Genomic DNA, 26,249 nt, shown 5'->3' on the forward strand with positions numbered 1-26,249 from the left:
CATACCTCATAAAATCCAAATCTAAGCCGCTTCTGTGCGGGTCGTATGCCTTGTTGGTTCTAAGCGCCGTCCAGTCCGAGGATGGCGCGTGCCTCTTGGGGTGTAGCGGGCTCACGCCCGACTTTTTGGGCGATCTCAACAGCGCGCGATATGACTTCCGCGTTCGTGGGTGTGCCGAACTCACGATAGGGATAGTCGCCTATTCCAATAGCCATGTGGCCACCCAGACGGCAGATCGCAGGAGCAATGTTCAACAGATTGCCCCCAAGGCAATTGACCGTCCATTCGATCGGCCGGTCGTCAGGCAGAAATGCAAGATGCGCCATGAGACCCGCCTCGGTCGGCGGGTGTCCGGTAATATATCGCCCTCCCGTCAGGTGGAGGAGAAAGTAGGCAGGACCCTTCACGAGACCCGCGTCCATCAGAGCAATCGCGCGGCGCGTGAACCCAACAGACCAGGAAACCAGCTTCGGCTTTACGCCCTTTTCAGCCAAGGTACGCGCGTAGTGCGCGAGACTTTCGGTCGTGTTGAGATACAAACGCTCGGGATTTTCGAACGTGCGCGTCTCGGCATCCCAAAGCTCGAGATTGGCCGAACCGGTATCGATCGGAGCAATGTCTGGCTTCGTCGCCGGGTCCAATGCCAGGTTTGCGACCGTGTCGATACGCTTCTTGGCGTCGGCATCATTCGAGATAAAGCCGAGAGTGGGTAGGATCAGCAAATCGGTCGCCCGCCTGACTTTGCGGATGATTTCGGCGTTTGCCTCAACGGTGTTTGTCGCACCGCCGTCGGGTGTCCTGGCATGATAGTGCAGGATCGCCGCTCCCGCATTGCGGGCTGCAACGGCGGCTTCGACGATCTCGTCGGCGGTATAGGGGATATTTGCGTTTAAGGTCCGCGGGGCGTACTCGTTGACCCTGGCTTCGAGGATGATTTTCTTTTGCATCTTCCGCTCCTTACGCCGCCAGATAACCCGAAGTGCCCACCTTGGCCCGCAGGAAGAAGTCATCGGCACCAATCTGCCCGCCCTTCAGCATGACTTCGAGGCCATCGACGTCGGCGTCGCCCGGTGCATCCAAGCGGCAGACATGGCAATTTTGAACCTCGTCAAAAACGTCGATCTCCAGCGCTTCGGCGCCGATTGTCCGCACCGCATAGCTCGAGCTGTCGCCGCCTGAAAACACGATACGCGGCAAGGAAACCGCGCGGCGCACGGCACGGGCAACGTCGCAGTAGATGGCTCCCAAACGTTCCGCGGGAACATCGCCGCCGGCCACACGGCCGGTTTCGCCGCGAGCCGTGTAGATGATTGTAGGGCGGCCACGATCAAGGCCATCGATCGCCTTGAGAGCAGCATCCCGCGCAAGTGCCTCAGCATCCCCACCGGACTGGATTCTGGAGACATCCAGGTGGACAAGGTTCCACCCGGAAGCTTCAGCCACAGCGATCTGGCGCCCGGTTTGCAGGGCGCAGCTGCCTGATAATACAAGTAGATTTTCGACTCCGGCAATCTCCGTCTTGACAGGCTCCGCCGACGATAGCAGGCCCGAGCGGGCCCAAAGAGCGCCGAGTTGTTGCGCTAGGCCTTGAGCTGCAAGCGCGAACATCGGACGTGTCGGATACCGCGCCCAGAGCAGATCGGCGACAGCCGCAAGATCCGCGTTTTCGAGCCCATCGAAAATGACCCCTGCCCCCTCTTCAAAACCACTGACCACGCGCTTGTCCATTTCTGCGCGGTTCCGGACCATGGGAAGCGTAACGTTGATGAATTCCTTGGCTGTCTGCCCAGCCAAATGCATGCGCAGATCCGATTCGTGCATGGGCGTTCTGGGGTGGCGCGACATGCTTGGGTGACGGTCCAGCCGCTCTATTCTGTCGGCAAAGCGCGCGAAATGGTTTCCGAAGCAGGTGTAGCGCCCGAAGTCCGGAGTCGCGGCGAGGACTGGAACGTCCCTCTTACCGAAGTGAGCCGCAGCGCGCGCCAGGACAGCACCATAGCTTCCAACGGTGGGCGACGAGTCGAATGTCGAGCAGATCTTGTATTGAATGAGCGGACAGTCGAGCGTGCGCATGATCGAAAACGCGCTGTCGAGCTCCTCGTTGAGTTCGGCTCCAGACAATGCCCGTGCGGTGCCGGCGAAGCCAAGCACGTCATAAGACCGAGAGTCTGTCGCCGCCGCCTGTGCTGAGGGGCGTGAGAGATAGAGTTTTCCCTTTACCCCACTGCGATGGAACTGCGCCAGGTTTTCGGAAGAACCCGTGAAGTCGTCGCCGTAAAACACGGCCTTGAGCTTGCCAGCTGATGTCATCGGATCCTCCCACTATCCCGGCCGAGGATATCTTCCTCCATACATCAGCCGGGCTTCACTCTTGACAAGACTCATATAAGCCGTTCATAACTCTGTCAAGGTAATACCTTATACCTTATACCTCATATCGAGAAAATTGGAGGACGACGAGATGAGACTTTCTGGACGCACTGCCGTGGTGACGGGCGCTGGCCGGGGCATCGGACTGGCGATTGCTGAAGCCTATGTTCGCGAAGGCGCGAATGTCGTTATCGTCGACCGCGATCTGGAAGTGGCGAACGAAGCCGCTGAGCGGCTTGGGGAGCGGGCTTTGGCCGTCCGCGCCGATATCTCCGTCAACGAAGACGTTGAGACGATCGTTAAGGAAACGATTGGCCGGTTTGGCACGGTCGACATACTCGTTAACAACGCGGGCGTGGGCGCAACCACTCTGTTTCTCGAAAGCTCGAGGGAGGAATTCGAGCGCGTCGTCCGGATCAACCTGACTGGAACATTCCTCGTGGCGCAAGCTTTCGCTCGGATCATGGCCGCCAAGGGTTATGGGAGAATCATCAATATCGCTTCGCTGTCCGGTCAGAAGGGCGGTGTCGGGCGTTCGGCTTATGGTGCCTCAAAAGCGGGCGTCGAACTCCTCACGAAGGTGATGGCGGTCGAACTCGCTGAATCGGGAATCAATGTGAATAACATCGCACCGGGTCCGATATTGACCGAGGTCTCGAAAGTGATGCACACGGTCGAAACGCGTGACGCCTATCATCGGCTCGTTCCTCAACGCCGTTATGGCGAACCATCGGAAATCGCTGACGCCGCGGTGTTCCTTGCGAGCGACGATGCTGCCTATATCACGGGGCACACCCTGAACGTCGACGGCGGCTTCCTGGCCGCTGGCCTCATGTTTCCATTCGATCCGAAAGCCTCAAAGCGGCTGGGACAGATCAGCGAATAACCTGGAGAAGTGGCCAGTTCGACGTTCAGCATTTGTCGCAAGCGGCAAAACGCGGTATGACCTCGTACCTTCTCAATTTCTGATTGGAGCGTAACCAGGAATGCTGTCTGTTGACCCAAAGAAAATCCCAAGCCGACTGGACATAGCGCTCGACTACATTACGGGCGAAATTGCCAAAGGCAACTTTGGGCCCGGTGACAAACTTCCCAATGAAAAGGAGCTGGCCCAGCTTCTCGGTATCAGTCGCACTCCAATCAGAGAGGCGATCAAAACGCTCGCGGTGTCGGGTCTTGTCGAGACACGTCATGGCTTTGGAAATTACATCCGTAAGGACGAAGGCCTTCCGGCGATGCCACTCGCGATGTTTCAGCTCTATCTTCAGAGCTCGACGCCTGAGATGCTGATGGAGCTGCGATACGTTTTCGACCGCAACTGTTCAGAACTCGCGTCCCTGCGGCGCACGGACGAAGACCTCGCCGCAATGAGAGAGTGCATCGACAGACTGAAAAGGCTTTCGGAGGATTCGAACTCCGCGATCGAAGATCTCCTCAAGGCCGACCTCGATTTCCACCGAGCAATATACAAAGCTGCCGGAAACCCGTTGATCGTCGTGATCGCCGACTTCGTGCTGACGATGGTCGCTCCTTGGGTGCAAAAATCGCTAGAGGTCAGTGGCAAATGGCGCGCAGTCGATCTGCACGAACGCATGTTTGAAATGATCCGAGACAGAAAGACCGGTGACCTCAGCCGCGAGAGCGTCGAGGAAAACATGGAACACTTCCGCACATCATTGTTGAAATGACAGCCAGGACATCACGTCAAGGCAAGGCGAATCTCGCATTTCGCGCAGGTCGCACTGCGATCATAACATGCGCTGCACCTGAAGGCGGACGCCAAACCCCGGATACCGCAAGCCGTCCAGTCTGATCGCCGGGTTCGGGAAATCGCCACAGAACGTTAATGCGCCAGGCTGATTGCGCCTGGCGCGTCGGCCGCGAGCAGATGCTTGCACATCTTTCGAACTAGCGAGCGTGGTATTTAGTATCGACCTCGTCGATCGCGGCAACATTGCTCGCCGAGCGACCGTTCTCGTCGAACGTCTGGGCGAGGAAGGAGTCGACGATAGTCTTCGCAAGTTCCGATCCAATGACGCGGGCCCCCATGGTGATGATCTGGGCGTTGTTCGATAACGCCGCCCGCTCGGCGGAGTAGGTATCGTGTGTGAGGGCTGCCCTTACGCCCGGCACCTTGTTCGCCGAAATGCAGACGCCGATCCCGGTGCCGCACAACAGGATGGCCTTGTCGTAGGTGCCGTCGAGCACGCCGTTGGCGACCCTGTCGGAGAGGTTCGCATAGAAATCGTCGAGACCGGCGTCCGTTCGGGAGACTTCGAATACCTCGAAACGGTCCTTGAGATAATCGGCGATGACCTTGGCGAGGCCTTCGCCCGCGCTGTCGCCTGCTACTGCAACTTTCATCTTCATCACTCCTCAGATTTTGGCCGCGCACTTTGTCAGGATGTCGAGGTAGCCCTCGATCTTCCAGGCCGAGCGGCCGATGAACAGCCCATCGACATGAGGGCAGGATATGAGCTCTTCGCAGTTGCCCGCGTTGACCGAACCGCCGTAGAGGCAGGGAATGCGCCGGCCGAGCACGGCTTCCGCGAACGCTATGATCTCGGCCTGGCGGGCGTCGGCGTAGTCCGCTGTCGCGGGGATCCCATTGACGCCAATGGCCCAAACAGGCTCGTAGGCAAGCAGTATCGGTTTGTCCTTCTGGTCGGTGGAAAGGCTTCCCAACGCGCCGCGAACCTGGCGCTCGAGAACGTCGTGGGCTCGCCCGGCCTCGCGTTCGGGAAGTGTCTCCCCTATGCAGATGAGCGGGATCAAGCCGTGGCGAACCGCCGCCTCGACTTTCAGCCCTACCGTCACGTCCGTCTCGCCGAAATGTTCACGCCTCTCGGAGTGACCAAGTTCGACGATGTCGACGTTGCAGTCCTTGAGCATCAGGGGGGAAATCTCGCCCGTCCAGGCGCCCTCATCGTCCCAGTGCATGTTCTGCGCGCCGACCTTCACCGACGTGCCCGCCAACGTGGTCTTCACTTCTCGGACAACAGTGAAAGGAGGGATGACAAAGCGCTGGATGCGCGGATGGGACGTGATGTCTGCGGCCCTGAGACCGTGTGCAAATTGCGCGGCATCGGCAAGCGTCTTATTCATCTTCCAGCTGGTGCCAATCCAGAGGGTTTTCTTCTCGGTCATGTCTCACTTCACCACGTTTGCGTTCGAATTGCTGTGGCCGACCTAGAGCGAGCCGGCTCGATACCGCTTCGCCATTTCCGCGAGCGGCACAACGTTAATGGAGCTTGCGCGCCCTGCCGTTCCGAAAGCTTCGAATCTTTCGCGGCACAGCTTTGAAAGCGCCGTCATCGCAGGCTTCAAGTACTTGCGGGGGTCGAATTCTGTCGGATCTTCGGCCAGCACTCGGCGCACCTGCCCCGTCATTGCCATGCGGCAATCCGTGTCGATGTTGACCTTTCGTACGCCATGCCGAATGCCGCGCAAGATTTCCTCCAACGGCACGCCCCAGGTCGGCTTCATCCGCCCGCCGAAGCGATTGAAGATCTCCTGCAACTCCTCCGGCACGCTTGACGAACCGTGCATGACGAGATGGGTATTCGGAAGTTTCCGGTGGATCGCCTCGATAACATCCATTGCCAGCACGTTACCGTCCGGCCGGCGTGAGAACTTGTAGGCGCCATGGCTGGTGCCCATCGCGACGGCAAGCGCATCCACCTTGGTCTCCGCGACAAACTTCGCGGCCTCCTCCGGATCGGTCAGAAGCTGATGCGGATCGAGCTTGCCTTCGACACCGTGACCGTCTTCCGCCTCGCCCGTACCGGTCTCAAGCGAGCCCAGAACGCCAAGCTCTCCTTCCACCGAAACCCCTGCCCAATGGGCCGTGTCGCTCACGCTTCTCGTGACCTTGACGTTGTAGTCCCAGTCCGCCGTGGTTTTCCCGTCAGCAAGGATCGATCCGTCCATCATGACGGACGTAAAGCCGTGCTGGATCGCAGTGACGCAGGTGCTCGGTTCGTTTCCGTGGTCAAGATGGACGCAAACGGGGATATTGGGATAGATCTCCGTCACCGCATCCATCATGTGCTTGAGCATGATGTCGTTGACATAGGCTCGGGCCCCACGGCTCGCCTGGAGGATGACAGGCGAATCCGTTTCATCGGCCGCTTCCATGATGGCAAGTGCCTGTTCCATGTTGTTGATGTTGAACGCCGGAACGCCGTATCCGTGTTCGGCGGCGTCGTCCAACAATTGGCGGAGAGTGATCCTGGCCATGTAATCTCACTCGCTGGATGGGTTGGAATTGAGATAGCTCGCGATCAGGTCGACCTCGGCCGCCGAACCGAAGACGAGCGGCGTGCGGCAATGGTGCGAGGTCGGGACCTTGTCCAGGATCGCCGAAGCGCCGTCCGTCGCCCGTGCCCCCGCCTGCTCCATCAGGAACGCAATCGGGTTTGCCTCGTACACCAGGCGAAGGCGCCCATTTTCAAAGCCCGGTCGCTTGTCGCCGGCGTAGAAGAACACACCGCCCCTGAGCAGAATCCGGTGGAGCTCTCCGACTGCCGATCCGAGCCAGCGCATGTTGAAATCGCGGCCGCGCGTTCCCTCCTTGCCGTCCAGACAATCCTGAAGGTACCGGCTCATAGCAGGGTGAAGGTGACGGTGGTTGGAAGCGTTATATGCAAGCTCGGACGTGTCGCGAGGTATCTGTACCTGCCTTTTGACGATCAGGAACTCGCCGGTTTGGGGATGCATCGTCGCAAGCAGCACGCCATCTCCGACCGAGAAGCCCAGATCCACGGTGTTGCCGAATGAGACATAACCGGCCGCGGCCTGTCGATTTCCAGGGGCTAAAAAGGGATCATCAGCTTCGCTGAAAGGCATGATCGAGAAGATCGTGCCGACGGCGGTGCCCAGCCCGACATTGCCTGAACCGTCGATCGGATCGATTGCGACCGCAAAACGCTGGCCATTGAGCATAACTGGCGCGTCGGCCTCCTCGGACAGGACCCTGGCAGCGCCTGCGCGTGCGAGTGTTTCGATGAACAACTCGTGCGACGCGATGTCGATTGCCTTTTGCGCATCACCGTCGGCATTTGATCCGACAAGGCGGGCCGGATCGCCCTCCAGGGAACCCGCTGCGATGCGTGCGGATAAAAGACAGGCGGCATCCAACACACCGTTGATTAGAGCCGCCACCCCCTGACGGGACAAATCCTCACCAGCCCAGGTCGAGAGGTACTCATCGACAGAACCATACTGGACGCGCGCTTCGTCATTTCCGAGTGTCGCCGGCGCGCTCATTGCTTGCCCCTTATCCTTGCTAGGGCGCGCGTGACGATTGCGTTACGCGTGATCCCGAATTGCTCGTACAGCGTCTCGGCCGGCGCTGACGCCCCGAAGCCGGACATTCCGATTACGTCGTCTTCGCTGTCGACATACCTGGTCCAGCCGAACTTCGAGAGCGCTTCCACGGCAATGCGTGGAGCCCTCCCGAGGACCGAGCTGCGGTAGTCCTTGGGCTGCTGTTCGAAGAGATCCCAGCTCGGCATCGAGACGACCGCGGCCGGAAAGTTTTCCGCCTCAAGCTCTTCAGCCGCCTGGATCGCAAGCGCGACCTCCGTTCCGGTGGCGATGATTGTGATGGCACGTTCGCTGCTGGCTTCCCGCAGCAGATAGGCTCCCCGTGCGCAGCGATTGATGCCGTCATGCTCGGTGCGCAGTTGTGGGACATTCTGCCGCGAGAGCGCCAGAACCGACGGCGTGTTCTTGCTGGTTATTACAAGATCCCAGCATTCCAGCGTCTCGATGGTGTCCGCGGGCCGGAATACATGCAAGTTCGGCATTGCCCTGAGGCTGGCAAGATGCTCGACGGGTTGGTGGGTTGGACCGTCTTCGCCGAGACCGATCGAGTCATGCGTCATCACGAAGATAGAGCGGACGCCCATCAGAGCCGCCACACGAATGGCATTGCGGCAATAATCCGAGAAGACGAGGAACGTGCCACCATACGGTATGACGCCGCCGTGAGCCGCCATACCGTTCATCGCTGCGGCCATGGCAAACTCTCTGACGCCATAGCTGACATACCGCCCGCTTGCAGCGGCGGTGAAGTCGCTGTCGACGGACGGAACCCGGGTCAAGTTTGAGTGGGTGAGGTCAGCGGAACCGCCGATCATTTCCGGAAGCAGCTCCGTCAGCGCTTCCAGTGCGATCTGGCTTGCCTTACGCGTTGCCACTGATTGCGGCTTGTCGAGCAGCTTTGCCTTGGCGGCGTTCACCGCTTCTTCGTATCGCGCCGGCAATGAGCCGGCGGTGCGGCGTTGAAACTCACTTCTGACATCTGTTTCCGCTGTCTCGAGCCGCGCTTGCCAGTCCTTGCGCGCCTTGGCGCCCTTCGCGCCGACTTCGCGCCAAGTTTTGAGGATCGGAGCAGGAATCTCGAAAGCGTCCGCCGTCCAGCCATAGGCTGCCTTTGTCGCGGCGGCTTCGCTGGCGCCGAGCGGTGCACCATGTACGGAGCTTGTTCCTGCCCTTGACGGAGAGCCGTATCCAATGATGGTTTTCAGGGCTATGAGGGATGGTCTGGATGCTTCCGCCTTCGCTTGCGAGATCGCCGCGTCGATCGCATCCGGATCATGACCGTCAACGCGCTGCGTGTGCCATCCGTACGCGTCGAACCTCGCGAGCACATCTTCCGAAAACGCGATTGCAGTCGAGCCGTCGATGGTGATGGAGTTGTCGTCGTAGAGGACGATCAACTTGCCGAGCTGAAGATGGCCGGCCAGCGAAGCAGCTTCCTGACCAACACCTTCCATGAGACACCCATCTCCACAGAAGACGTAGGTCCGGTGATCGACAAGTGCTGTGCCAAATTCCGTTGATAGGCGTCGCTCCGCGATAGCCATTCCGACAGCAGACGCGATCCCCTGTCCCAGCGGCCCGGTGGTCGTCTCGACGCCAGCGGTATGCCCGTATTCGGGATGACCTGGCGTTTTGGAGCCCCATTGGCGGAAGTTGCGAACCTCCTCAATCGTCATGTCTTCGTACCCGGTGAGGTGCAGAAGGCTGTAGAGCAGCATCGAGCCATGGCCGTTCGACAGGACGAAACGATCGCGGTCCGGCCAGCCAGGTTCGCTCGAATCGAACTTGAGGTGCCGGCCGAACAGCACCGCCGCCGCATCAGCCATGCCCATGGGCATTCCGGGGTGCCCGGACTTTGCGGCCTCAACCGCGTCGATTGACAGGACTCGGATAGCGCTCGCGAGATCGCGGATGGAAACTGCTGCTGTCAATTCTTCCTCCCTCATAAACCGCGACCATTGTGGCGCACCTTTTTGGATATCACAATAAATAAATCACAAAATCACGCACTCGTCGTGATAAACGCAACAATATCACATTTTCTTGTCGAAAATGCGCTATGTATGCGTCATACCTCATACCTCATACCTTATACCTCCGTGTATGCGCAATATCTTTTATGGACCGCCACGTCGAACGCTAGCCGCTCAGGCCAGATCGCATTTATGGGGCGATCTGCTTCGATCCGTTTGGTGGCGAACGGACCACATGATCACCGTAATCGCTACCGCCTTGGGCATTCGAGGATGATTGAAACCATCCCAAATCCGGGATGGCCGAGTCGGTTCGCAATGCTTCTGGACATTTCTTCAGTTGACACATCCTATAAATGCATTACCGTATACGTTATTGAATTTGAGGAACTCAATAGGCCTTAATGGGAGGAACCAAGATGCCTTTGACGATGCGCAAGTCCCTACAGATGATCGCCCTTGCCGCCGCCCTCGGCGGTAGCGCAGCCTATGCGCCAAGCGCTTTCGCGGTCGATATCGATAAACAGATCAAGGATATTGAAAGTCACCCGGCAAGCGGGCCCAACGGCGAGAAAGCGACCCTCGCGAGCGACCTGAAGCTATCTGCCGAAGAGATCGAAAAGATCAAGACGAAGCACGCCAAAGCGGCGATTGTGATGCACTACACGGCGTCTGACTGGGCCAAGGCCCAGATGGCCGGGCAAAAGAAGGCTCTGGAAGAGCTCGGCGTCGAAATCGTTGCGACGACTGATGCTGGATATCGCGCGGAGCAGCAAGTTTCAGACATCGAAAGCGTCATGGCGCTCAAACCTGACGTTATGATCACCGTTCCCGCCGAACAGTCAGCCACCGCCGCAGCATACAAGAAAGCTGCTGCCGCTGGCATCAAGATCATCTTCCTCGACCAGACCGGCGCCGGGATGAAGGCTGGCAAAGACTATGTGAGCCTCGTCTCTTCCGACAACCGTGGCATGGGAAAGGTCGCGGCACTGCTCATGGCCAAGGCGCTCGACGGCAAGGGCGAAATCGGTCTCATCCCGCATGCGTCCGACCTTTTTGCTACGAAAGAACGAGTTGTCGGCTTCAAGGAAGCGATCAAGGATTATCCCGATATCAAGGTCGTCCAGGAGACCGGTGTCGGAGGCCCCGATTTCTCAAGCGAATCCGAGCGCGTCGCCTCCGCAATGCTGACGGCGCACCCGAACCTCAATGGCATCTGGGCTGTGTGGGACGTTCCAACGGAAGGCGTTCTGTCAGCGGCGCGCGCAGCGGGCGCGTCCAAGAACCTCGTCATCACCACTTGCGACCTTGGCGTCAACATCTCGATCGACATGGCTAAGAAGGGTTACGTCAAGGGAACGGGCTCCCAGCGTCCGTACGGCGCCGGCTATGCCGAGGGCATCCTTGCGGGATACGCCCTTCTCGGAAAGGACGCACCTCCCTACGTCGTGCTCCCGGCCCTTGCCGTAACCCGCGATAACCTGATCGAGGCGTGGCCGCAGTCGAACGGCGACCAGGCTCCGAAGATTCTCACCGACGCAATGAACTGACGGTGCGCGGGAGCGGCTCCGCCCGCTCCCCGTCCCAAAGCGGCGGACAACGACCATGAACACTCAAGCAGTCACCGAAACCCTCGCCGCCGTCAGGATGAGCGACGTGAGGAAATCGTTTGGCGGCGTGCACGCACTGCGCGGTGTCAGCCTGACGATCCAACCCGGGACAATCCATGCGCTGGTCGGCGAAAATGGTGCCGGCAAGTCTACCCTGTTGAAGATCCTGCAGGGTGTGGTCACACCCACGGAGGGATCCATCGAGGTTTTTGGCGAGTACATGTCGTCAAGCTCTCCGGAGAATTCCCGTAGGCTCGGCATCGAGATGATCTTCCAGGACCTCAGCCTGATCCCCACCCTCTCGGTCGCCCAGAACATTTTCCTGAACCGGGAGCCCCGCCGCCTGTCGATCTTGGTCGACGAGCGCAGGGAAATCGCACAGGCAGCCGAGATCATCGGCCAGCTCAACCTCAGGGTTGATCCGAGGACACCTGTTTTTGAACTCAGCCCCGGCCAGGCCCAGCTGACCGAAATCGCCAAGGCCATCCACCAGGACGCCAGGATCCTTATCCTCGACGAACCAACCTCGTCGCTGAGCGCACAGGAAGCCGATACTCTGTTCGGCATGTTGAATAAGCTCACTGCGGCGGGAACAGCCGTGATCTACGTTTCGCATCGCATGACCGAGATCATGACCATCGCCGACGAGATTACAATACTGCGCGACGGTCAGAACGTGACCTCCGGGAAGACATCCGAATTCACGCTCGACTCGATCGTGCAGCACATGGTCGGCAAGCGTGTCACCGGCTTCCAATACCAGGCGCGCCCTATTGATCGCAGCGGCAAACCCGCGCTGAGCGTACGTGGCCTTTCGGGCCCCTCGGGAAAACCCAGCGATGTCAGCTTCGACCTCCACAAGGGCGAGATTGTGGGAATAGCAGGCCTCATGGGCGCGGGCCGGAGCGAGCTTGCCCGCCTCCTTTTCGGCGTCGATAAGAAAACTGCGGGAACCGTACAACTCGGAGGCACTGCCGTTGAGTTCAAGTCGCCTTCGGATGCCATTAAGGCGGGCATCGTGCTTGTTCCGGAGAGCCGCCACGAGGAAGGTCTGGTTGTCGAGCACAGCGTCGGCGATAATCTTGGACTGCCGCAGATCGGTCAGCTCGTCCGCGGTCCCTTCATCGACCGTCGACGCGAGGGAACGCTGACCTCCGATCTCATCAAGCAATTGCGGATCAAGACGCCGTCCGCTGACAACAAGGTCAGGAACCTTTCCGGCGGCAACCAGCAGAAGATCGTTATCGCCAAATGGCTGGCGGTTGATCCCTCGGTTGTCATTCTCGACGAACCGACAGCAGGCGTCGACATCGGTTCAAAGGCCGAGATCGTAGAACTCATTCGGACCGTCGCCTCCTCCGGGAAGTCCGTCATCGTCATCTCGTCGGAACCTGCCGAGCTTCTGGCAACGAGCGACCGCATCCTTGTCATGAACAACGGACGACTCGCGCGCGAAATCGAGCGCGACGAAATCGAGAGCTGGGCCACGATTGCCGGCGACGAAACTCAATCTCCGCTGATCCGCACCGAACTCGGTCTGCAGGTCGCGATTCAGAAGGCAACCCAAAATGTCCACTGAAGCCAAGACATTGAACACAGAGGCGGATGCAACCCACATGCGGCCGTGGCACAGCAACTGGCGCGACTACGTCGTCTACATCGGCTTCGTCGTCATCTTCATCGTCTTCGCCATCCTGCTGCAGGATCGCGGATTCCTATCTTCAAACAACCTGCTCAATATCCTGCGGCAGACTGCGATCGTCGCCATCGTTTCCATGGCAATGTCGTTCGTTCTCTCGGCGGGCGAGATCGACCTCTCCGTCGGAGCCATTGCCGGACTGTCGTCCGTGGTCGCTGGCCTGGTGCTGAGCCAGTATGGTCTGTTCCCCGGCATTCTCGCGGGCTTGGCCCTCGGGCTGCTGGTAGGCGCCATAAACGGCGGCCTAACTGCCTATCTCAACATCCCGTCGTTCTTGGTGACGCTCGGCATGATGGGGATCGCGCGAGGGGTCGGAATGTGGGTGAGCGGCACCTCGCCTGTTCCGATCATCAACGACACGTTCATTTTCGTCTTTGGTTCGGGCAACATCGGCCCTGTTCCTGTCCTCGTTATCTGGGTCGCCGTTCTGGGCATCATCGCCCATATCGCGCTCCGCAAGACACCGTTCGGCCGCAAGGTAATGTCGGCAGGCGGAAACTCGATCGCGGCTCGCTACAGCGGCGTCGATGTCCGGAAAATCAAGTTCCAGGTGCTGCTACTGACGGGGATGGCCGCTGCAATCGCGGGCATGCTCTATGCTGGACGCCTGCAGTCTGGACGCTTCCAGCTTGGCGAAGGCGACGAGCTGTCTGTCATTGCAGCCGTGGTTCTCGGCGGCACCAGCCTATTCGGCGGACGCGGCACCGTGATCGGTTCCATCGTCGGTGCCCTGCTCATCGGTGTCATCAACAACGGTCTTATCCTTGGCGGCCTCGACTACAGCCAGCAGCTCATCGCACGTGGAATGCTCATCATCCTGGCCGTCGCGGTCGGCCGAAGCCGCTAACGAGGAAGGTTCTACGGAGGTATTACAATATGAGAGTTTTAGTAACAGGCGGCAGCGGCAAATTGGGTAGAGCCACGATCAAGCATCTGATTGAAAGTGGCCACGACGTCATCAACGCGGATACGATCGCTCCGCCAGAAAACCTCTGCCCCTTCGTCAAGGTCGATTTCGAGGATATGCGCGCCACGATCGAGGCGATCAGTGGCTTTGATTGGGACCACAATCGCAACACTGAAGCCGTCGTCCATCTAGCCGCTGTGCCGATGCCGGGACGAGTTGCTCCTGCTGACGTTTTCCGGGTTAACACCATCTCGACGTTCAATGTTTTCGAGTCATGCCGATTGCTCGGCATCAAGAACATCGTGTGGGCGTCGAGCGAGACCCTGCTCGGCATCCCTTACGAGATCAAGCCTGACTATCTGCCGGCGGACGAGAATTACCAGTCGCGCCCGGAAACGTCCTATTCCCTGTCAAAGCATCTCGGCGAGGAGATGGCAAAGCAGTATTGCCGCTGGGACAGCCAGCTCAAGATTGTTTGCCTACGCTTCTCCAACGTTATGGACGAGAGCGAGTATGCCGACTTTCCGGCCTTCGAGAAGGACCCTGGCAGCAGGCGCTTCAACCTTTGGACCTATATCGACGCCCGCGACGGGGCACAGGCGATCCGACGCTCGCTCGAGTGGAGCGGCAAAGGTGCCGAGGTCTTCATCATCGCAAACGACGATGGGGTCATGACCACCTCCAACGAGGAACTCGTCAGGAAGTGGTATCCGGGGGTGCCGTTCAGGAAGCAGATCGGGAAGAACGAAACCTTGCTGTCCATCGACAAAGCAAAGAGCGTTCTCGGATACCAGCCTGAACATAGCTGGCGAAAATATGTAGGCTCCTGAGAAATCAGCCAGCTTGAAGGGAAAGAAAATGCCGACCAGGAAACAGACAGCACCGGTCTCAGAGATCAAAGAGGACGCCTTCGCGAAAACAATGACCGCGACAGCGCACCTTCGGTTGCGGCAGCTCATCCTGGATAACAAGTGGGCACCCGGTTACCAGGCGACCGAACAGGAAGTCGCGTCCCAGTTGGGAATGAGCCGGACGCCCGTGAGGGAGGCGCTCATGCGCCTCCAGCAGGACGGACTTGTCTCGGTTATCCCGAGGCATGGAATGCGGGTTCTGCCGATTTCTATTTCTGACATGAAAGAAATTTATGAAATCCTGACGTCGCTGGAAAGTACAGCCGCAGAACTGGCCGCCAGCCGCCAGCTTTCCGAGGATCAGCTCCGGGGTCTCGAAAAGGCCACGGCCGATATGGACCATGCGCTTTCGCAAGATGACTTGGAGCACTGGGCGCAGGCGGACGCGAGATTTCATGAGCAACTGCTCGAACTTGGCGGCAACCAGATGCTCAAGTCGGTCGTCCTCAATTTCATCGACCGCGCACATCGCGTCAGGATGGTGACGCTGAAGATGCGTCCCAAGCCGGTTAACTCAACCCGCGAACATGCAGAACTCGTGCAAGCGATCCGCGAAGGCGACCGCGAAAAGGCAAGAAACATTCACAAGGCGCACCGGGAACGGGCAGGCAAGGAACTGCTCGACCTCCTCGAGCGCCTCGGCCTCAACCACCTCTAGGACAGGTTTCAAATGTCATCGTTGAACAACACCCTCAAGATCGCGGTCCTTCCCGGCGACGGGATCGGCAGGGAAGTCATGCCTGCCTGCCTGGAATTGATCGACGCCGCCATCGGCCAGGCGGGCGCGCCACCGCTCGTGTTCGAGACGCATCAGGCCGGTGCGCAGTACTACGCGGAAACCGGCGAGGCCCTGCCCGCCGCCGCACTCGAGGCCTGCCGGACATCCGACGCAATCCTCTTCGGCGCGATGGGCTGGCCCGACATCCGCTTCCCGGACGGAACGGAAATCATTCCGCAGCTCGACCTGCGCATGGAGTTCGGCCTATTTGCGGGTGTCCGTCCGATCCGGTGGTTTCCCGGTCTCCCGAAAGTGCTTTCCGATCCTCGCGCCGAAGGAATTGACTTCGTGCTGGTCCGCGAGCAGACAGAAGGCCTGTTTTATGCGCGCGGCCGCGGCGAGGTCCTAAACGACCAGGAGGCCTACGACACGATGCAGATCACGCGGGCCGGCACCGAGCGCGTAACCGAATTCGCTTTCCAGCTCGCCGCCCAGCGCAAACGTCGCGGCAAGCCCGGCACGGTGACCTGCGTCGACAAGGCGAATGTCTTCAGTTCGATGGCTTTCTTCCGGAAGGTCTTCGATGAGATCGCCGCCAAGCACCCCGAGTTGCAGAAGGACTATGCCTATGTCGACGCGCTGGCGCTCAACATGGTGAAGAAGCCGTGGACGCTCGACGTGCTGGTGACCGAGAACATGTTCGGCGACATCCTTTCCGACCTTGCGGCCGGCCTGATCGGCGGCATGGGGATGGCCCCTTCGGCGGACATCGGTGATACCCACGGCCTCTTCCAGCCGGCACACGGGACCGCTCCCGATATCGCGGGCAAGGGCGTTGCCAATCCGGGCGCAATGTTCCTGTCGGGAGCGATGATGCTCGACTGGCTGGCGGTAAAGCACGGCGATCAGCGGCTTGCTGACGCCGCCGGGCTGATCGAGGCGGCGGTCGAATACACCTTGTCGACCAAGACCGCGGTTCCAATGGAGTATGGCGGAAGCGCCAATTGCGCGGAAATGACGCGCAGCGTGATCGGCGCTCTGGGTGCCGTTCGCAAGGAGGTCGCATGAGTCCGGCATCCACAGGCTTCGTCGTGGTCGTAGAGTTCGTCGTTCAAAGTCAGTTCGCCGATAATTTCCATGCGGAGATGATCGAGAATGCCGCGACGTCGCTACGCGACGAACCGAACTGCGAAGTGTTCGATGTCTGCCGCGATCCTGAGCGGCCGGAGCGCACCTACCTCTATGAAGTCTACGGTTCAAGAGCCGATTTCGACTTCCACCTGAAGACGCCGCACTTTCTGAGCTTTGATGCGATGGTTCGAGACTGGGTGGCCGAAAAGCGAGTGGAAACGTTCGAGCGCGTTTCGTCCCACAAGAAGGAGGGCGCTAGATGACTAGCGGCGTCAAGGCCATTGTCTTCGACACGTTCGGCACGGTCGTCGACTGGCGGGCCTCCATCATCCGCGATCTCACCGGCTGGGGCGCGGCGGAGGGCCTGCAGATCGACTGGGCCGGCCTCGTCGACCGCTGGCGAGACCGTTACAATCCCCAGAAGGCGCGGGTGCGCAGCGGCGAGTTGCCGTGGACGAACCTGGACGAACTCCACTTCGATGCCTTGAAGGCAGTGTTCGCAGAGATGGGACTGGCCGAACTCGACCACGACCGGATGATGCACGTCAACAGGGTCTGGCATCGCCTGGACGGCTGGCCCGACGCATCGCGCGGGCTGCACCGGCTGAAGTCGAAGTTTATCATCGGCCCGCTGTCCAACGCCAATGTCGCGATTCTCGTCAACATGGCAAAGCATGCCGACTTGCCCTGGGACAACGTGTTTTCCTGCGAGCTTTTCCAGCACTACAAGCCCGATCCGGAGACCTACCTCGGGGTCTGCAAACTCCTTTATCTGGAGCCCGGGGCCGTCATGATGTGCGCTGCCCACAACTACGACCTTGCCGCCGCGCGCAGCCTTGGCCTTAGAACCGCATTCATCGCAAGACCCACCGAATACGGCGAGGGTCAGACCACCGACCTCACAGCCGAGCAGGGCTGGGATTACGTCGCCGACGATCTCGAAGACCTCGCTCGACAACTCGGATGCTAGAAGAGAGAAAGACAATGCAGACCTACAAGATGTTCATCGACGGCAAGTGGGAAGACGCTGCCAACGGAGACACGTTCGAGACGAAGAACCCTTTCAACGGGCAAGCTTGGGCCGCTATTCCGAAGGGCGGCAAGCAAGACGCCGAACGAGCAGTCGAGGCTGCGCACCGCGCCTTCACGAGCGGTCCGTGGCCGAAGCTCACCGCGAGCGCCCGCGGACATCTTCTTCGGCGTCTTGGCGACCTGATCGCCGAGAATGCGGAGCATCTCGCGACGATCGAGGTTACGGACAACGGCAAGCTCATCAACGAGATGCTGTTTCAGCTCAAGTACATCCCGCAGTGGTACTACTACTTCGGCGGGCTGGCGGACAAGATCGAAGGAGCGGTCATCCCGATCGACAAGGCGGACACCTTCAACTTCACTCGAAACGAGCCGCTCGGCGTCTGCGTCGGGATCACGCCGTGGAACTCCCCTCTGCTGCTGCTCGCCTACAAGCTGGCGCCGGCTCTCGCCGCAGGGAACACCTTCGTGGCAAAGCCCTCGGAGTTCACGTCTGCTTCGACACTTGAGTTCGCAAAGCTTGTCGAACAGGCCGGCTTTCCCGCGGGCGTCTTTAACGTCGTCACAGGTTTCGGCGCGGATGTCGGCGAGACGTTGACCACCCACAAATACGTCGCCAAGATCGCTTTCACGGGAAGCGAAGCCACCGGGCGCAAGATCGGCGAGCTTGCAGCGCGCAACTTCAAGAAGGTTACGCTTGAACTCGGCGGCAAGAGCCCGCACATCGTCTTCGACGATGCGGAGATCGACAATGCTGTGAACGGGGTGATCTCCGGCATTTTCGCTGCCACCGGACAAACATGCATTGCGGGCTCAAGACTGCTCGTACAGCGCAAGATCCACGACCAGTTCCTCGAGAAGATTGTCAACCTCGCAAAAACAGCGAGAATGGGCGATCCGCTATTGACGTCGACGCAGGTTGGCCCCGTGACGACGCCGCCGCAACTCGAGAAGATCCTGGGCTATATCGACATCGCAAAAGGCGAAGGCGCTGAATGCGTTCTCGGTGGGGGGCGGCCGGACAATCCCGAGCTCTCCAGGGGCTGGTTCGTCGAACCTACGATTTTCTCCGGGGTCCGAAACGACATGCGCATCGCGCAGGAGGAGGTCTTTGGCCCGGTGCTAGCGGTCATCCCCTTCGACAGCGATGAGGAAGCCGTGCATATTGCTAATGACACCAATTACGGGCTGGCCGCGGGCTTCTGGACCCAGGACATGCGTCGTATCCTGAAGGTTTCGGCCGCCATCCAGGCTGGCACGGTCTGGGTCAACACTTACCGCGTCATCAGCTACATGTCGCCCCTCGGAGGCTACAAGCACTCCGGCATCGGTCGCGAGAATGGCATCGCCTCGATCCAGAACTACATGCAGACGAAGAGCGTGATGATCTCGACTGCTGAAGACGTCGCCAACCCCTTCATCATGAGGTGATCCATGGTGGTCGCCGGAAAGTTGCTGGTCGGCTGCGTGGCCGACGATTTCACGGGAGCGACCGACGTCGCGAACGTCTTCGCGCGGGCCGGCCTCAAAACGACGGTACTGATCGGCGTTCCTGAAGACGACCGGGACATTGACGCCGACGTGATCGTTGTCGCCCTCAAGACTCGAACGACGCGTCCGCAAATGGCGGTCGAGGAGTCCTTGGTCGCGCTGCGATGGCTGCGTGGCCGTGGCGCGCAGAAGTACTACTTCAAGTATTGCTCGACGTTCGATTCCACGGCCAAGGGCAACATCGGCCCGGTCGCCGATGCGATGCTTGCGGAGCTTGGCCAATCTATAACAATCGCCTGCCCGGCCTTCCCTGCCAACGGCCGGACGGTTTACAAGGGCAACCTGTTCGTCGGCGACGTGCCGCTGGACGAGTCCGGCATGCGCAATCATCCGCTGACGCCGATGATAGACGCGAACCTGCTGCGGGTGCTCGGGCCGCAGTCGCGGGCCGAAATCACCGGATGCTATTACGAGACGGTGAGGCAGGGGGCGTCCGCCATCGCCGTATGGGCCGCCCCCATTCACGGCGATGGCACGCGTATTGTCGTCGTTGACGCCCTGGCTGACGAGGACCTTGTCGAGATTGCCCAGGCGTTCAAGGATCTCGTGCTATTCACCGGGGCGTCGGGCCTGGCCTATGGGCTGGCCCGTGTTCTTCTTGCCGGCGGGAACAGTCGCGACGCTGCCGTTACGACTGACTTGGACGAAGGCTACAGAGCCGTCGTCTCCGGTAGCTGCTCGGTCGCTACCAACGGACAGGTAAAGGCGATGCTCGCCGACCACGAGGGATTTCGCGTCGACCTCTCGAAGCTGGCGGAGGGAGGCGACGTCGTCGGCGAGGCCGTCGAGTGGGCGTCTTCTCGCCTAGGCCGCAAGCCTGTTCTCATCTATGCGACGGCTCTGCCTGACGAGGTGAAGGAAAACCAACGCCAGCTGGGCGTCGCGCAGTCTGGCGAGATGGTCGAGGCCGCCCTCTCCTCAATCGCGCGAAGGCTCGTCGAGAAGGGTGTGAGTGATCTCATCGTCGCCGGCGGCGAGACGTCGGGAGCGGTGGTGAAGTCGCTCGGCGTCGACCAGCTCTCGATCGGCAACGAAATCGCCCCCGGAGTTCCGTGGGTACACGCAAAGAGCCAGGGGCGATCTCTGTCGCTCGCGTTGAAGTCCGGCAACTTCGGCGAACGGGACTTCTTCATGAATGCTTGGGACCGGCTACGATGATGGGCTCCATATCCGAAGAGACGAAGGTCCGCGACGAGATGGTCGAGGTCGGCCGCTCGCTCTTCGACCGCGGGCTAACCGCAGGATCGACCGGCAACATCAGCGTCCGTCTGTCGGACGGTCGCATTCTGATGACGCCCACCAACGCTTCGCTGGGCGTCCTCGATCCAGCGCGGCTCTCCTGCTTTTCGGCGGAAGGCGTGCATGTCGGAGGTGACAAACCCACCAAGGAGGCGTTCCTCCACAAGTGCATGTATTGCGGCAAGGACAATCGCCGAGCCGTCGTCCACCTGCATTCAACCTATTCGGTAGCCGTCAGCTTGCTGAAGCAGGTCAACGAGCGCGACGTTCTGCCGCCCCTGACCGCTTACTATGTAATGCGTGTCGGCTTCCTGCCGCTCGTGCCGTATTTTCCTCCCGGCGACGAAGCGCTGGCGGCGGCGGTGGGAGCCGCCGCCGCGAACCATCATGCGGTGTTGATGGCAAACCATGGACCTGTCGTCGCGGGCAAGTCCCTAAAGGACGCCCAGTACGCGACAGAGGAGTTGGAGGAAACGGCGAAGCTCTTTTTGCTCTTGCAGAACCACGAGATCCGGCCGCTCACCGCCGAGGAGAGGATCACCTTGATCAATCTCTCGAGCTGACAAGGGCGTCTTACGAACCAATAGGAATCCAGCGAGTCTGGGGCGCCGTAACCTGCACCCTCGTTCCTGCCATTGAGCGACCCACGAAAGGAGATATGTCATGAAACTTCTGGTCACTGGAAGCAGCGGACGAATCGGGCGCGCTGCGATTGAACGCCTTCTTGAAGAGGGGCACGAGGTCATCGGCATCGACGAGGTCCCGTCATCCGACATGAAATGCCCGTTCGCCCGCGTCGATATGCGGGATTACGGCCAGGTCCTTGATGCGGTTGCCGATATCGAATCCGGGATTGATGGCATCGTCCATCTTGCTGCGATCGTAGGCGCGAAAGTCGCTGCGAGCACGCACATATTTCACACCAATACCGCCATCAGCTACAATGTCTTTCAAGCGGCAAGGATCGCAGGCATAAAGAACATTGTTTTTGCCAGCAGTGAGACCTTGCTGGGCATCCCGTTTGACGAGCCGCCTGACTACTTCCCGGTCGATGATAAAGTGACTCCGAAACCTGAGAGTAGTTACGCCCTTTCCAAACTTGTGGACGAAGCCGTCGCAGCCGAGTTCTGCCGGTGGGATCCTGCGCTCAAGATGATCGGCCTGCGGTTTTCTTGGGTGAAAGAGCCCCACCAATATGATGAAATGAGAGCTTGCGGAGATAATCCCGACGTTCAGAAATGGAACCTGTGGTCCTATGTCGACAGCCGAGACTGTGCCCAGGCCATTTCGCTTGCGCTGAACGCAAGCCTCAATGGTTTTCATCACTTCGTGATCGCAGCAGATGATACCGTGTTGGCGCGGCCCACACGTGCCCTTATGGCCGCTTATTATCCCAATGTACCAGTCCAAGGACAAATTGGTGAACATGGCAGTCTTGTCTCAAGCCAAATGGCCCGAGAAGTCCTAGGATATCGCCCGAAGTACAGCTGGCGCGACACACCAGCGGGGGTCTCCTAGCTGCTTGAGCTGCTGTGACCCTTCAAAAGAAGGCCGAACGCGGACTAGCAAATTTATCATACCTGGGCGGGCTTCCAAGTTGCTTGCATTCGCTTCATAAAGTTCGCCGGTTTTTGCACTTCTGAAATGGGGAACATAGACGTGATTTCGAAGGGTGCGGAAGAAGAGGCGTCGGCAACGACGTCTCCTTGTGTACGGATCTCTCGTCCAACTGCTTTCAAACAGCGGACGGCAGACTTCAACTCCGAGCTTCACGCTCGACCGTCGATCTATTTCAACGGTCCGGCAATTGTTGAGCAGGTTGCTTTCATGCCCATAGACGGTGTGATCAAGGAGTTCCACGACAGTCTCGAAGCTGACGGCACGATTTCAGTCAGAGTCGAACGGCACACTGAATTCGTGACGGTTACGCGCGTCCGGAAACTAGACAGCGAGCCCGGGGGCTGGCCGGAATCTGACCTCCTTGAAAGTGATTTTGCCAAGCTCGCAGGATTGAGCTCTCCGCTGCTCGTTTGCCGCGTCAGTATCCTTGTCCTCGGGAACCCTCCGGACAAGCTGGGACCGGTGCTGAAAAACTTCGACTTCGGCGATACCGCCGCCTCATCAATCGGCGGCGGGGCGGCGCAGGTTTGCTCCGATTTTCGCGTTCGAGAGGACAATTCAAGCAGAGTTATCCTGTTCAACAAGGACCTGAACGCACATCGCCTGGGGCGCATGGTACGCCGCATCTTCGAGATCGAAACCTATAGATCGATGGCGCTTCTCGGATTGCCGGAGGCGCGTCGTCTCGCCCCGCTTCTCGGCGAATATGACGCGGAACTCGTTCAGCTCACCAATCGTAACTTGAGTACGCCCACACATCAGCATAAGCAATTGCTCGAGGAGATCACCGCTCTCTCATCCCATGTCATCTCGGCCACCGCCGAGACCAGAAACAGGTTCGGCGCAACGGCAGCCTACGCCAAAATCGTTGAGGAGAGGATCGCGCTTTTAAGGGAAACTCATGTCGCCGGCTTCCAACGCTTCGGTACCTTCGTGGAGCGACGGTTCAAGCCAGCGGTGCGTACCTGCGAAGCAACCGCGTTGAGGCTTGAGCACCTATCGAGGGCTGCGATGCACCTCCTCGACCTGCTGCAAACCCGAATTCAGGTCGAGATCGAGTTCCAGAACGCGACACAGATCCAGGCGATGGCTGATCGCGCCGCGACGCAGGTCAAGATCCAGCGCGCGGTCGAAAGCTTTTCGATCATTGCAATCAGCTACTATTTGTTGAGCCTGCTGAAGTTCGTATATGAAACGGCAGACCACGCAGGGTTCCATATCGACCCGGTGATTATGCTCGTTGCTGTTCCGGTAGTTGTGGGAGCTGTTGCTATCACCATCCTCCGCGTTAAGCATGCTTTGAAAGCAGAGAGCTAAGTTCGGGCCCTAGTCGCGGTGGGTATTAGTGAGGCTATGGCAGGCACCAACATTTTCGCGTGAAAGCCATCGTAGTTGATGTTGACCGCCATATCATTCGCCCTGCGGAATTGGCCGTCACGCGGGCGGTAGGCCTACGTAACGGTTTAAATCAAATCCTATCTTGAAGATGCATCAGCGGTTAACACAGATGCCCTGCGTGGACGAACCTCACGCAGCCGTCGCTAGCTTTTTTGTAACGATCGTCTGTGCGTTAGTGAATTCCAAAAGCCCTTGGATCGCATTCTCCACACCAATACCGGACTGCTTGTGCCCTGAGAAAGTAGCGTGCGGCGAGAAGGCATGGATTTCATTGATCCACACCGTTCCGCATTCTAACCTCTCGGCTATCTTGCGAGCAGCGGAGGGGTCGGACGACCAAACTGATCCTCCGAGCCCGTAGATTGTGTCATTGGCACGCATAACCACATCGTCCAGATCCGAGAACTTGAGCAAGGGTAATACGGGCCCAAATGCCTCCTCTACGACGACCCGAGAATCATCGGGGGGATTGTCAACTATTGCAACGGGCACGAAATAACCTTTGCCATCCGGTACATCGCCCCCGAGCAGGAACTTGAGTCCCTTGTCGCGAGCATCGGCAAGAAGATCTTTTACTTTCTCGAACTGCATTTTATTTTGGATCGGGCCGAGATCGACGCCCTGCTCTGATCCGTCTCCAAGCTTCACCGTCTTGGCATACTCAACCAGTTCGTGACTCAACGCGTCATAAATGTCGGCATGAACAAATAGTCTCTTCGCCGCAACGCAAAGCTGTGCGCTATTTTGAAAAGCCGCCCAGAATATTTCCTTGGCAACGACCTTCGGATCGACATCTGGCAAAACGATCGCCGCATCGTTGCCGCCCAGTTCCAAGGTGATGCGTTTCAACGTTCCGGCTGCTCTTTCCATGATACGCTTGCCGGTTTGGGTGGAACCTGTGAAGGAGATTTTGCCAATGTCGGGATGATTGGTCATCAATTGCCCAAGTTCATTTCCGCCGGATACGACGTTGAGAACTCCTGGAGGCAAGACATCACGCATCATCTCACCGATCTTGAGCGTGGCGAGTGGTGTATATGGTGATGGTTTAACGATGATGGTGTTGCCTGCAAGAAGTGCAGGGAGTACCTTCCAAATGGCCAAAAGAATTGGGTAGTTCCACGGTGTGATCGCTCCAACCACACCAATTGGAACGTGCCGCGTTTCGACGGTGCGTTCCGCCGAATCCTCAGCGATGTGAATAGGCAATTCCTGCTTGGCAATCTCGCGGCACCAGATAATTGCGCCGGTTAATTCCCATTCGGCTCCCGAACGAGGCTTGCCTTGTTCGCGGGTTAGAAGGCGCATAAGCTCCTCCTTGTGCTGTTCTAGCCTCTCGCCAATTGCCGCCACAAGCGCCTGGCGTTCGGCTGGCGGCCTCTTGCTCCATGTGGGAAATGCCGCGCGGGCCGCTACGACTGCCGCGTCGAGTTCTTCGCGGCCTGCAGAGGGGACATTGGCGATGATCTCCTCGGTCGCCGGGTTGACCACAGCTGCGGTCTTGTTGGCGGAAACGGCCACGCCGCCGATCGTCATTGTATAATCACTATCAAAATTCATAGCGTCGCTCCTATTCAATGAAGAGGGAATCAGGCGGATTTCCGCGGGCGCAGGACAGGCTTCAGTACTTTGCCGCTCTCCGAGGCAGCACAAGCTTCGTTGATTTCGTCGAGGTCATAGAACTCGATAAGCTTGTCGAAGGGGAATCGCCCCTGCTTCCACAACTCGATGAGCTGAGGGATAAAAGTGTCAGGTACACTTTCTCCTTCAATCACCCCGCGAATGGTGCGCCCAAACAGAATGCTATTCATGTCGAAGGTCACTTCCGTGCCTAGAGCAGCGGCGCCGACCAGGGCGCAAACTCCGGTTAGCCGTAAGCAGTCTACGGCCTGTCGGAAAACCGCTGGGATAGAAGTGCACTCGAGTGAGTAGTGGACACCTAGACCGCCAGTCAATTCTTGTATGGCTTTTACGACATCGCCGGTTCGGCCGTTGATGACATGAGTTGCCCCTAACTCCTTCGCCAACTCGAGCCGCTCATCATTTATATCGACCGCTACGATCGTCGTGCAGCCAACAACTTTGGCAGCCATAAGGGCGGAGAGGCCGACCGAGCCTGCCCCAAATATTGCGATGCTTGTCCCGGCAACAGGGCGAAGCGCATTCATAACCGTGCCGGCGCCCGTTGAGATGCCACACCCCAAGGGGCCCATGATCTCCAACGGAACACTCTTATCGATCTTGACGACGTTGCGTTCCGTAGCGAGTGCATGCGTTCCAAAGGAAGACTGGCGGAAGAAGCAGCCGCTGACGCGCTCACCGTTGCAGCAGTGATAAGGCGTCGAGCCGTCACTCCGGCCACCGCCAAAATTATAACCGAAGAATTCGAGACAGTAGCCCGCCTCACCTTTCTGGCAGTTCTCACACTTGCCACATGAACCAAATGCTAGCACCACGTGATCGCCGGGCACCACTTTAGTTACTGCGGACCCGACCTTGAGCACAACGCCCGCACCTTCGTGTCCAAGGACAGCAGGCAACGGTGTCGGGTAGTATTGGTCTCGGACAACTATGTCAGTGTGACATACGCCAACCCCGACGACTTCAATCACAACCTCATCGGGTCGCGGATCTTCGAGTTCCAGTTTTGTGATTTCGAACGGCTGCGATTTGCCTCTTACAACGGCCGATGTGCATTCGAACATGTTGCCTCTCTCCCAGTTGCAAACACAATTTCATTCCCGCGCACGACCCCTCCTCCG

24 protein-coding genes are annotated in these 26,249 nt (G+C 58.9%); 15 read left to right on the plus strand and 9 right to left on the minus strand.

Annotated elements, in window-relative coordinates; all coding sequences use genetic code 11:
- Nucleotides 1–59 precede the first annotated feature (59 nt).
- Together CCGE531_RS33735 and CCGE531_RS33740 are read right to left on the minus strand one after the other, a co-directional pair.
- Complete coding sequence (locus CCGE531_RS33735; protein WP_120671186.1) at nucleotides 60–947, minus strand: 3-keto-5-aminohexanoate cleavage protein; 888 nt, start codon at nucleotides 945–947, stop codon at nucleotides 60–62.
- Nucleotides 948–957: 10 nt separating this feature from the next.
- Nucleotides 958–2,310, minus strand: coding sequence for a four-carbon acid sugar kinase family protein (locus CCGE531_RS33740; protein ID WP_120671187.1), 1,353 nt, complete (start codon nucleotides 2,308–2,310; stop codon nucleotides 958–960).
- A gap of 151 nt (nucleotides 2,311–2,461) precedes the next feature.
- On the opposite strand from CCGE531_RS33740, the gene CCGE531_RS33745 reads away from it, so the two are divergent.
- Nucleotides 2,462–3,256 (plus strand): 3-oxoacyl-ACP reductase family protein, encoded by a 795-nt coding sequence (locus CCGE531_RS33745; RefSeq protein WP_004129782.1) that lies wholly within the window; start codon nucleotides 2,462–2,464, stop codon nucleotides 3,254–3,256.
- A gap of 100 nt (nucleotides 3,257–3,356) precedes the next feature.
- A complete protein-coding gene (locus CCGE531_RS33750) occupies nucleotides 3,357–4,058 on the plus strand; it encodes a FadR/GntR family transcriptional regulator (RefSeq protein WP_120671188.1) in 702 nt (233 codons plus the stop codon).
- Between the two features lie 220 nt (nucleotides 4,059–4,278).
- Here the strand turns inward: CCGE531_RS33750 and CCGE531_RS33755 are convergent, their stop codons facing one another.
- Genes CCGE531_RS33755 through tkt form a run of 5 tightly spaced genes read right to left on the minus strand, consistent with a single transcriptional unit; the run spans nucleotide 4,279 to nucleotide 9,644 of the window.
- The gene (locus CCGE531_RS33755) at nucleotides 4,279–4,734 is read right to left on the minus strand and encodes an RpiB/LacA/LacB family sugar-phosphate isomerase (protein WP_120671264.1); all 456 of its coding nucleotides are present in this window, start codon (nucleotides 4,732–4,734) and stop codon (nucleotides 4,279–4,281) included.
- Nucleotides 4,735–4,746: 12 nt separating this feature from the next.
- Nucleotides 4,747–5,517: a triose-phosphate isomerase gene (locus tag CCGE531_RS33760; protein ID WP_120671189.1), complete on the minus strand. Its 771-nt coding sequence runs from the start codon at nucleotides 5,515–5,517 to the stop codon at nucleotides 4,747–4,749.
- Nucleotides 5,518–5,559: 42 nt separating this feature from the next.
- Complete coding sequence (gene fba / locus CCGE531_RS33765; protein ID WP_120671190.1) at nucleotides 5,560–6,609, minus strand: class II fructose-bisphosphate aldolase; 1,050 nt, start codon at nucleotides 6,607–6,609, stop codon at nucleotides 5,560–5,562.
- A 6-nt stretch (nucleotides 6,610–6,615) separates the two neighbouring features.
- Nucleotides 6,616–7,638 (minus strand): class 1 fructose-bisphosphatase, encoded by a 1,023-nt coding sequence (locus CCGE531_RS33770; protein WP_120671191.1) that lies wholly within the window; start codon nucleotides 7,636–7,638, stop codon nucleotides 6,616–6,618.
- Nucleotides 7,635–9,644 (minus strand): transketolase, encoded by a 2,010-nt coding sequence (tkt, locus tag CCGE531_RS33775; RefSeq protein ID WP_120671192.1) that lies wholly within the window; start codon nucleotides 9,642–9,644, stop codon nucleotides 7,635–7,637. Before tkt ends, CCGE531_RS33770 begins: the two co-directional genes overlap by 4 nt.
- A 446-nt stretch (nucleotides 9,645–10,090) precedes the next feature.
- On the opposite strand from tkt, the gene CCGE531_RS33780 reads away from it, so the two are divergent.
- From CCGE531_RS33780 to CCGE531_RS33840, 13 genes are all read left to right on the plus strand, one after another.
- Nucleotides 10,091–11,221: a substrate-binding domain-containing protein gene (locus tag CCGE531_RS33780; protein WP_120671193.1), complete on the plus strand. Its 1,131-nt coding sequence runs from the start codon at nucleotides 10,091–10,093 to the stop codon at nucleotides 11,219–11,221.
- Between the two features lie 55 nt (nucleotides 11,222–11,276).
- Nucleotides 11,277–12,860: a sugar ABC transporter ATP-binding protein gene (locus CCGE531_RS33785; protein ID WP_120671194.1), complete on the plus strand. Its 1,584-nt coding sequence runs from the start codon at nucleotides 11,277–11,279 to the stop codon at nucleotides 12,858–12,860.
- The gene (locus CCGE531_RS33790; RefSeq protein ID WP_054185504.1) at nucleotides 12,850–13,827 is read left to right on the plus strand and encodes an ABC transporter permease; all 978 of its coding nucleotides are present in this window, start codon (nucleotides 12,850–12,852) and stop codon (nucleotides 13,825–13,827) included. Before CCGE531_RS33785 ends, CCGE531_RS33790 begins: the two co-directional genes overlap by 11 nt.
- Before the next feature lie 29 nt (nucleotides 13,828–13,856).
- Nucleotides 13,857–14,717, plus strand: coding sequence for an NAD(P)-dependent oxidoreductase (locus CCGE531_RS33795; protein ID WP_120671195.1), 861 nt, complete (start codon nucleotides 13,857–13,859; stop codon nucleotides 14,715–14,717).
- A 28-nt stretch (nucleotides 14,718–14,745) separates the two neighbouring features.
- Nucleotides 14,746–15,456: a GntR family transcriptional regulator gene (locus CCGE531_RS33800; RefSeq protein WP_120671196.1), complete on the plus strand. Its 711-nt coding sequence runs from the start codon at nucleotides 14,746–14,748 to the stop codon at nucleotides 15,454–15,456.
- Nucleotides 15,457–15,468: 12 nt separating this feature from the next.
- A complete protein-coding gene (locus CCGE531_RS33805; RefSeq protein WP_120671197.1) occupies nucleotides 15,469–16,584 on the plus strand; it encodes an isocitrate/isopropylmalate dehydrogenase family protein in 1,116 nt (371 codons plus the stop codon).
- Nucleotides 16,581–16,910 (plus strand): antibiotic biosynthesis monooxygenase, encoded by a 330-nt coding sequence (locus CCGE531_RS33810; RefSeq protein ID WP_120671198.1) that lies wholly within the window; start codon nucleotides 16,581–16,583, stop codon nucleotides 16,908–16,910. Before CCGE531_RS33805 ends, CCGE531_RS33810 begins: the two co-directional genes overlap by 4 nt.
- Nucleotides 16,907–17,617: a haloacid dehalogenase type II gene (locus CCGE531_RS33815; RefSeq protein ID WP_054185500.1), complete on the plus strand. Its 711-nt coding sequence runs from the start codon at nucleotides 16,907–16,909 to the stop codon at nucleotides 17,615–17,617. The genes CCGE531_RS33810 and CCGE531_RS33815 overlap by 4 nt, the downstream gene beginning before the upstream one ends.
- Before the next feature lie 14 nt (nucleotides 17,618–17,631).
- On the plus strand, nucleotides 17,632–19,110 hold the full coding sequence (locus CCGE531_RS33820; RefSeq protein WP_120671199.1) for an aldehyde dehydrogenase: 1,479 nt from the start codon (nucleotides 17,632–17,634) through the stop codon (nucleotides 19,108–19,110).
- 3 nt (nucleotides 19,111–19,113) lie between these two features.
- On the plus strand, nucleotides 19,114–20,388 hold the full coding sequence (gene otnK / locus CCGE531_RS33825; protein WP_120671200.1) for a 3-oxo-tetronate kinase: 1,275 nt from the start codon (nucleotides 19,114–19,116) through the stop codon (nucleotides 20,386–20,388).
- Nucleotides 20,385–21,032, plus strand: a complete 648-nt coding sequence (gene otnC / locus CCGE531_RS33830) for a 3-oxo-tetronate 4-phosphate decarboxylase (protein ID WP_162944180.1) — start codon at nucleotides 20,385–20,387, stop codon at nucleotides 21,030–21,032. Before otnK ends, otnC begins: the two co-directional genes overlap by 4 nt.
- 100 nt (nucleotides 21,033–21,132) lie before the next feature.
- Complete coding sequence (locus tag CCGE531_RS33835; protein WP_120671202.1) at nucleotides 21,133–21,987, plus strand: NAD(P)-dependent oxidoreductase; 855 nt, start codon at nucleotides 21,133–21,135, stop codon at nucleotides 21,985–21,987.
- A 141-nt stretch (nucleotides 21,988–22,128) separates the two neighbouring features.
- Nucleotides 22,129–23,406 carry a DUF3422 domain-containing protein gene (locus CCGE531_RS33840; RefSeq protein WP_120671265.1) on the plus strand — a complete coding sequence of 426 codons (1,278 nt, stop codon included), beginning with the start codon at nucleotides 22,129–22,131 and terminating at the stop codon, nucleotides 23,404–23,406.
- 210 nt (nucleotides 23,407–23,616) lie between these two features.
- Here CCGE531_RS33840 and CCGE531_RS33845 read toward each other — a convergent pair whose 3' ends face one another.
- Both CCGE531_RS33845 and CCGE531_RS33850 read right to left on the minus strand, forming a co-directional pair.
- Nucleotides 23,617–25,047 (minus strand): aldehyde dehydrogenase family protein, encoded by a 1,431-nt coding sequence (locus tag CCGE531_RS33845; RefSeq protein WP_120671203.1) that lies wholly within the window; start codon nucleotides 25,045–25,047, stop codon nucleotides 23,617–23,619.
- 29 nt (nucleotides 25,048–25,076) lie between these two features.
- On the minus strand, nucleotides 25,077–26,192 hold the full coding sequence (locus tag CCGE531_RS33850; RefSeq protein ID WP_120671204.1) for an NAD(P)-dependent alcohol dehydrogenase: 1,116 nt from the start codon (nucleotides 26,190–26,192) through the stop codon (nucleotides 25,077–25,079).
- Between the last annotated feature and the right edge of the window lie 57 nt (nucleotides 26,193–26,249).

This window comes from Rhizobium sp. CCGE531 (assembly GCF_003627795.1).
In the GTDB taxonomy this organism is placed as follows: domain Bacteria; phylum Pseudomonadota; class Alphaproteobacteria; order Rhizobiales; family Rhizobiaceae; genus Rhizobium.

Bases quoted from the DNA above. Each gene is read 5' to 3' on its own strand.
- CCGE531_RS33735 (WP_120671186.1), bottom strand. From the start codon at position 947: ATGCAAAAGAAAATCATCCTCGAAGCCAGGGTCAACGAGTACGCCCCG.
- CCGE531_RS33740 (WP_120671187.1), bottom strand. From the start codon at position 2,310: ATGACATCAGCTGGCAAGCTCAAGGCCGTGTTTTACGGCGACGACTTC.
- CCGE531_RS33745 (WP_004129782.1), top strand. From the start codon at position 2,462: ATGAGACTTTCTGGACGCACTGCCGTGGTGACGGGCGCTGGCCGGGGC.
- CCGE531_RS33750 (WP_120671188.1), top strand. From the start codon at position 3,357: ATGCTGTCTGTTGACCCAAAGAAAATCCCAAGCCGACTGGACATAGCG.
- CCGE531_RS33755 (WP_120671264.1), bottom strand. From the start codon at position 4,734: ATGAAAGTTGCAGTAGCAGGCGACAGCGCGGGCGAAGGCCTCGCCAAG.
- CCGE531_RS33760 (WP_120671189.1), bottom strand. From the start codon at position 5,517: ATGACCGAGAAGAAAACCCTCTGGATTGGCACCAGCTGGAAGATGAAT.
- fba (WP_120671190.1), bottom strand. From the start codon at position 6,609: ATGGCCAGGATCACTCTCCGCCAATTGTTGGACGACGCCGCCGAACAC.
- CCGE531_RS33770 (WP_120671191.1), bottom strand. From the start codon at position 7,638: ATGAGCGCGCCGGCGACACTCGGAAATGACGAAGCGCGCGTCCAGTAT.
- tkt (WP_120671192.1), bottom strand. From the start codon at position 9,644: ATGAGGGAGGAAGAATTGACAGCAGCAGTTTCCATCCGCGATCTCGCG.
- CCGE531_RS33780 (WP_120671193.1), top strand. From the start codon at position 10,091: ATGCCTTTGACGATGCGCAAGTCCCTACAGATGATCGCCCTTGCCGCC.
- CCGE531_RS33785 (WP_120671194.1), top strand. From the start codon at position 11,277: ATGAACACTCAAGCAGTCACCGAAACCCTCGCCGCCGTCAGGATGAGC.
- CCGE531_RS33790 (WP_054185504.1), top strand. From the start codon at position 12,850: ATGTCCACTGAAGCCAAGACATTGAACACAGAGGCGGATGCAACCCAC.
- CCGE531_RS33795 (WP_120671195.1), top strand. From the start codon at position 13,857: ATGAGAGTTTTAGTAACAGGCGGCAGCGGCAAATTGGGTAGAGCCACG.
- CCGE531_RS33800 (WP_120671196.1), top strand. From the start codon at position 14,746: ATGCCGACCAGGAAACAGACAGCACCGGTCTCAGAGATCAAAGAGGAC.
- CCGE531_RS33805 (WP_120671197.1), top strand. From the start codon at position 15,469: ATGTCATCGTTGAACAACACCCTCAAGATCGCGGTCCTTCCCGGCGAC.
- CCGE531_RS33810 (WP_120671198.1), top strand. From the start codon at position 16,581: ATGAGTCCGGCATCCACAGGCTTCGTCGTGGTCGTAGAGTTCGTCGTT.
- CCGE531_RS33815 (WP_054185500.1), top strand. From the start codon at position 16,907: ATGACTAGCGGCGTCAAGGCCATTGTCTTCGACACGTTCGGCACGGTC.
- CCGE531_RS33820 (WP_120671199.1), top strand. From the start codon at position 17,632: ATGCAGACCTACAAGATGTTCATCGACGGCAAGTGGGAAGACGCTGCC.
- otnK (WP_120671200.1), top strand. From the start codon at position 19,114: ATGGTGGTCGCCGGAAAGTTGCTGGTCGGCTGCGTGGCCGACGATTTC.
- otnC (WP_162944180.1), top strand. From the start codon at position 20,385: ATGATGGGCTCCATATCCGAAGAGACGAAGGTCCGCGACGAGATGGTC.
- CCGE531_RS33835 (WP_120671202.1), top strand. From the start codon at position 21,133: ATGAAACTTCTGGTCACTGGAAGCAGCGGACGAATCGGGCGCGCTGCG.
- CCGE531_RS33845 (WP_120671203.1), bottom strand. From the start codon at position 25,047: ATGAATTTTGATAGTGATTATACAATGACGATCGGCGGCGTGGCCGTT.
- CCGE531_RS33850 (WP_120671204.1), bottom strand. From the start codon at position 26,192: ATGTTCGAATGCACATCGGCCGTTGTAAGAGGCAAATCGCAGCCGTTC.